The sequence below is a fragment of the Helicobacter baculiformis genome (assembly GCF_900197685.1).
Classification (GTDB): domain Bacteria; phylum Campylobacterota; class Campylobacteria; order Campylobacterales; family Helicobacteraceae; genus Helicobacter; species Helicobacter baculiformis.
This window is the reverse complement of sequence record NZ_FZMF01000075.1, coordinates 1-4,768: the sequence shown is the minus strand read 5'-3', so window position 1 is coordinate 4,768 and position 4,768 is coordinate 1. Positions and strand designations below refer to the sequence as shown.

Genomic DNA, 4,768 nt, shown 5'->3' with positions numbered 1-4,768 from the left:
ATAGGTTTGTAGGAACGGCTCATTTAAAGCGATGTTTGAAGAAGATAGCGTGCTCAATATCGATGAGTTTGTAGAGCACATGAGCTTAGATAACGCCATTGTGAAGGTGCGCCCAAACGCCCTTAAAGATGGCAAAATTCAATTCATGAACAACCAAGCAGACTTAGCCGCCCTAAGCGCTAAGGCGGAACAGAAGCGCCAATTACTCAAGATTTTAGCGGGGCTCAATGATGAGAGTTTGGGGATGGCTATCAATCGTCAAAGCGGGGTGGCGATCGCGCAACGTCGCGAGAGTGGGCTTATGGGGTTGCAACACTTTTTAAAGGTGAGTGATGACATGGATAAGCTCATCTTTGAGCTAGCCGTGAGCCTCATTAGCCATTACTTTACCCAAGAGCAAGTTTTTAGAATTGTCGATCCCAAAGTGGGGGAACGTTATTTTAAGATCAACGATAACGCCCAACACCGCATTAAGCCCTGTAAGTTTGACTTGATTTATAAAACACAATTGAAGACAGATAGCAAAGATGAGCGCTTCAGCCATTGGAACGAGCTTTTAAAGGTGATTAGCCCCGTGCGCCCTGATCTGCTCCCCCAACTCTTGCCCTTAATGCTTAAGGATATGGATAGCCCGCTAGTAGCAGACATCCAAGAGGTGCTAGAACAAGCTCAGCAGGCACAAGCCCAACAAGCAGAGGCGCAAGCGCCTTATAACGAACAATTGCAGGCACTAGAGTTACAAAAAATCCAAGCCCAAATTCTAGAATTGCAGGCAAAGGCACAGAAGTACGCCCAACAAGGGGCGTTGGTAGAGGCGCACACCACCAGCGAGCAGCTTAACCAAGTCCAAGAAGTGCAGGGCTTGCAGACGCCTAAGACAAACGCTTCACAATGGCGTAAGTATCCCAGTGCGCACCATTTGGAATATTAGTTACGTGTGTCTGTGGGGGCTTTTGAGTGGGTGCGCCCCCCGTGTGGTGTATAAAAATGTCTATGTGCCCACCCGCTGCAATTTGCCCATGCCCGCACGCCCGCATCAGGACTTAGGCACTTTGGAATACCTCAAGGCGTTGTTAATCTATACGGAGAGTTTAGAGCGCGATCTGCGCTTTTGCACGCAAGATCGCAATCTTAACCCTTGAAGTGGGGGGGTGGCTTTGGCTAAAGTTAGCCCACTTCAAATAAAAGGATTGCCATGCCCTCCCTTGAACCTTTGGATCTCACGCCTGAAGAAGATGCCACTTTAGAAGCTTGGGAAGCATACCATTTAGAACAAGCCGCCCAGCCTGTGCTCTCTGCTAATGGGGCTTGCCAACCTGATAGATGGTACGCCCTGCTTGAGAAGAATAAAGTTGTAGACATCTTCAAGGGGGATACTTTGCCCCTTTATAGCCCCGCCCATTTGCATGTTGTCTTATTGCCTGAAGGCTTAGAGCGCGCCTATGATGTGGGTTGTGCGCTTGAGCATGGAGTGCTGCAGCCTTTGAGCTTGGCTAAACTTAAGGAGCGTCAACTCTACTATGTGAACCGCGCCTTTAGTGCAGATTGCGCGCGCCTGCACGAGGAACAAGTTCCCTTTGAAGAAGCCTTAAGCTATGATCGCCAATACCAAGATGCGCGCGTTGTAGGCACAGAACCTACAATATTCTTAGACGCTTTAGCCCAAGCGCGCGGAGAGGATCGCCACGCCTTGGCGCAAAAGATCCTTAGCAAACATGAAGTGTTTTTAAAGAAGTTAGCCCAAATGATCGGGGCGCGCCAGAAGGTGCGTAACGCCATTGCCCAAGCTAAGACCCTTCAAGAGATTTTAGCTTTAACCTACACAAGCCCCCTAGATGCCCCTAGCCCTCACACGCCAGAGTGATAATTACATTGCCTATCTGCGGGGGGTGCAGGGGGAATATTACGACATCTATGATGACATCGTCAAACGCTATCACTTAAATATCTCAGCAGCGATCATGCGCGAACAAGCTTATCACTATGCGCGCGCCAAAGCAGATAGCCATTTTGCCGTCTTTGAAGACGCCTTTAAGCCCGAACATTTGGGCAATTTGATCAACGCGATTATTAATGCCATTGTGGGGATCAGCTTAAGCGTGGTGAGCGTGGGGGTGAGTTCTGCAATTGGTATTGGTACGTTAGTGGGCACGAGCACCAGCGCTAGCTTAGAGCTTAGCCTGCAAATGGCAAGCGCCATTGTGGGCGCACAAGCTAGCCATGCGATCAAGTTTTACACCCAAGAGGGGCAAAGTCTTACGCGCGCGCGCGCGTTAGTGGGGTATAGGGGGCGATCTTCTCTAAGCCATGCCCTGATCTACCACCCTTATGCGATCTTAGCAGGGGGGGAGATTTACCAGCAAGAGGACCCGGGGCGTTTGGGCTATCCTGCGGGTTTACGCGCCCCTCATTGCATGCGCGGGATTTTAGGGGAGGATACGCCCAGCCCTTTAAGCGCACAACTCAACAACACGGCACATAAGTACTTAGCGGGCAATGCCCATTACGACCCTCTAGCCCTTCCTATGCCTAAAAATGTATTTGTTGCGCCTACGCGCGCCCACACTCAAGCCTTGATCGAGGCTATGCACGCGCGCATGCAGGAGATCCAAACGGGCTTTAAAGAACTCAGCGCGCATTACTTCGGCTTTAAAGATACTTCCCTTTTAGAGGAGCTTTTTAACGCCCATGAGCGCGCAAGTGTGCATCCTAAGATAGACGCTTTGAATAGCTTAAGGTTTTTAGAACAAATGCGTTACTACTCTTTAGGGGAACGTCTTCCCTTGTTTGCGCATATCCCCTATCCGCAATCTTTGCGCCTGCCTAGATGGCAAGATCGCGCGCGCGGGGTGATTGAGGAGGTGCAAAGGGTGGGGCACTTCCATGCTATCCCCAAGGGGCTTAATCGCACTTGGGATTACCGCCAAGCGAGCGCGGATTCCTTTTATAGAGGGAATAGCAAGAGTGGGGATAGAGAACATTTTTATTATTATTATGAAGAACTGCATTATTATTATGACTATGAGGGGCAGGTGTTGTTAGGCGAGTATAGCCGATTGCAAGAGCATTACATCCGCCCTCAGAGTGCGCACAAAATCGCTTGTGATCCCGGGGGGTCTGTGATCTTAGCGCGCACACGCCTTAAAACCCCCCCCGCTCCTAATGCGCAAGTGCAGCAATACCTAGAGCTTGGGAGTGAGGGGCGCTATGGGCTTGATGTGGATCACGCGTACGCCCTAGAATGTGCCTACCAAAGCCATTTGATCGCTTATTGGGATTGTTTTAGTGTGCGTGTGATTGGGGTTAGCATGGGGGATATCCTAGAGGAGGCACAAGCGTTTGCGCGCGCGAATGATTGCGCCTTTGAAGATGTCTTCTTCAACCCCAAAGCGCCCACCCCCCAAACGCACACCCAAGCAGCGATGTTCAAAGAATACATTCAAGCACATATGTTCAAGGAGTACGCCGCGCTCAAGGCTTAACCCTTGCGGCATTGCCCTAGATTGGCTATATTGGGCGCTAAAAAGGACTTTAATGCTCCTCTATGACAAAGTCCAAGAGCTCTTAAGCGCCCATGAACGCCTCAAAGCCCAAAATGCGGACATCTTAGAACTCGCTTCTAGCACTTTAAAAAGCTATGTGGATAACGCCCTAGAGAGTCGTACCGCCCAATTAGAGGCGCAACTTAAAAGCGTGATAGCCAATGCCTTAGCCCCTTCCACCCTAGAGCCCCAACTACAAGCAACGCTTCAAGCCCTTTTAGAGCCCTTGTACGCCTCTGCGCGTGAAGACATGCCCGCACTCTTGAGCGCAAAGGTGCAAGAACTCTTAAAAGACTTTGAGCCTGCTCAGCACGCCCAAGAGCTTTTGAGCAAGAGATTAGAGGGGTGGATGACTCATGAGCGCCAATTAAGCCTTTTAGAATCCGTGCGCACGCACTTAAACCCTCAGTTTGAAGCCTTTTTAAACGCTCTGCAGACCCAAGCCCAAGCCCAAAGCCAAACCCTGCACACCCAAGCCCAAGAGCGCTTAGAGGCGCTCATGCGTGCCTTTGCCCACAAGGCAGAAGAGGCGCTACAAACTTCTTTGAGCCCTGCGATCCAAGAACACTTAAGCCATTATGACTTTAGCGCCCTGCATACCCAAGACTTCTTGATCCCTGCTTTAGAACGCCATATCAAGGCGTTATTCTTAGCGCACTTGGAGGGGAGCTATTTAAAAGAATACTTCTTAAAGCATTTTGAGGACTTCCTACAAGAGGCGCAAGGCTTGCGCGCGCTAAAGAGCATGGAGCTAGAGGCACAATTACATCTAAGTTCTTTGTTAGTGGGGAATGCGGTAGCGATGTTGCAGGCACAAGAACAAGCCTACTACCAACAACAGATTGCCACCTATAAGTTTAAGAACACGCTTGCCCTAGAGCGCGCCCGCGCTGCCCTCTTAGAACAATGGCGCGCAAACCCCCATGACATGCAAGCCTACCACCAACTCCTGCACTGCGAGCAAGAGCGCTTTAAAGCTTATCAAATTTGGGGGGCGGGGCTATGAGTGCGTTAAGCCAAAGCGTGGATCTGATTAAACAAGAGGCGTATCAATTAGCCCAAAAAGCTAAAACACAAGCGCAACAATTGCAGGAGAGCCTCTCCCCTAAGGGGCTGATCTTAGCAGACACCCCCCCTAATTCTAACCATGATGATCATGTGGACTTAAGCGCCTATGTGCTTCAAGAACAAGTTCCCCCTACTAACCCCTCTAACCCCTCCAAAGC

The 4,768-nt window shown here is 50.2% G+C and carries 5 protein-coding genes and 1 pseudogene; all 6 read left to right on the top strand.

Annotated elements, in window-relative coordinates; translation table 11 throughout:
- Positions 1 to 16: 16 nt before the first annotated feature.
- Positions 17 to 931 (top strand): annotated as a pseudogene (locus tag C6G87_RS08310) (portal protein); the annotation flags it as partial.
- 22 nt (positions 932 to 953) lie between these two features.
- Entirely contained in the window at positions 954 to 1,142 is a 189-nt protein-coding gene (locus C6G87_RS08305; protein WP_324761414.1) for a hypothetical protein, read from the top strand.
- 53 nt (positions 1,143 to 1,195) lie between these two features.
- On the top strand, positions 1,196 to 1,864 hold the full coding sequence (locus tag C6G87_RS08300) for a hypothetical protein (protein ID WP_104753020.1): 669 nt from the start codon (positions 1,196 to 1,198) through the stop codon (positions 1,862 to 1,864).
- Positions 1,836 to 3,482 carry a hypothetical protein gene (locus C6G87_RS08650; protein ID WP_199767682.1) on the top strand — a complete coding sequence of 549 codons (1,647 nt, stop codon included), beginning with the start codon at positions 1,836 to 1,838 and terminating at the stop codon, positions 3,480 to 3,482. Before C6G87_RS08300 ends, C6G87_RS08650 begins: the two co-directional genes overlap by 29 nt.
- A 52-nt stretch (positions 3,483 to 3,534) precedes the next feature.
- Positions 3,535 to 4,548, top strand: a complete 1,014-nt coding sequence (locus C6G87_RS08290) for a hypothetical protein (protein WP_104753019.1) — start codon at positions 3,535 to 3,537, stop codon at positions 4,546 to 4,548.
- Positions 4,545 to 4,768, top strand: a 224-nt coding sequence (locus tag C6G87_RS08285) for a hypothetical protein (RefSeq protein ID WP_158653143.1), incomplete at its 3' end; no start/stop codon positions are given. The genes C6G87_RS08290 and C6G87_RS08285, both read left to right, overlap by 4 nt.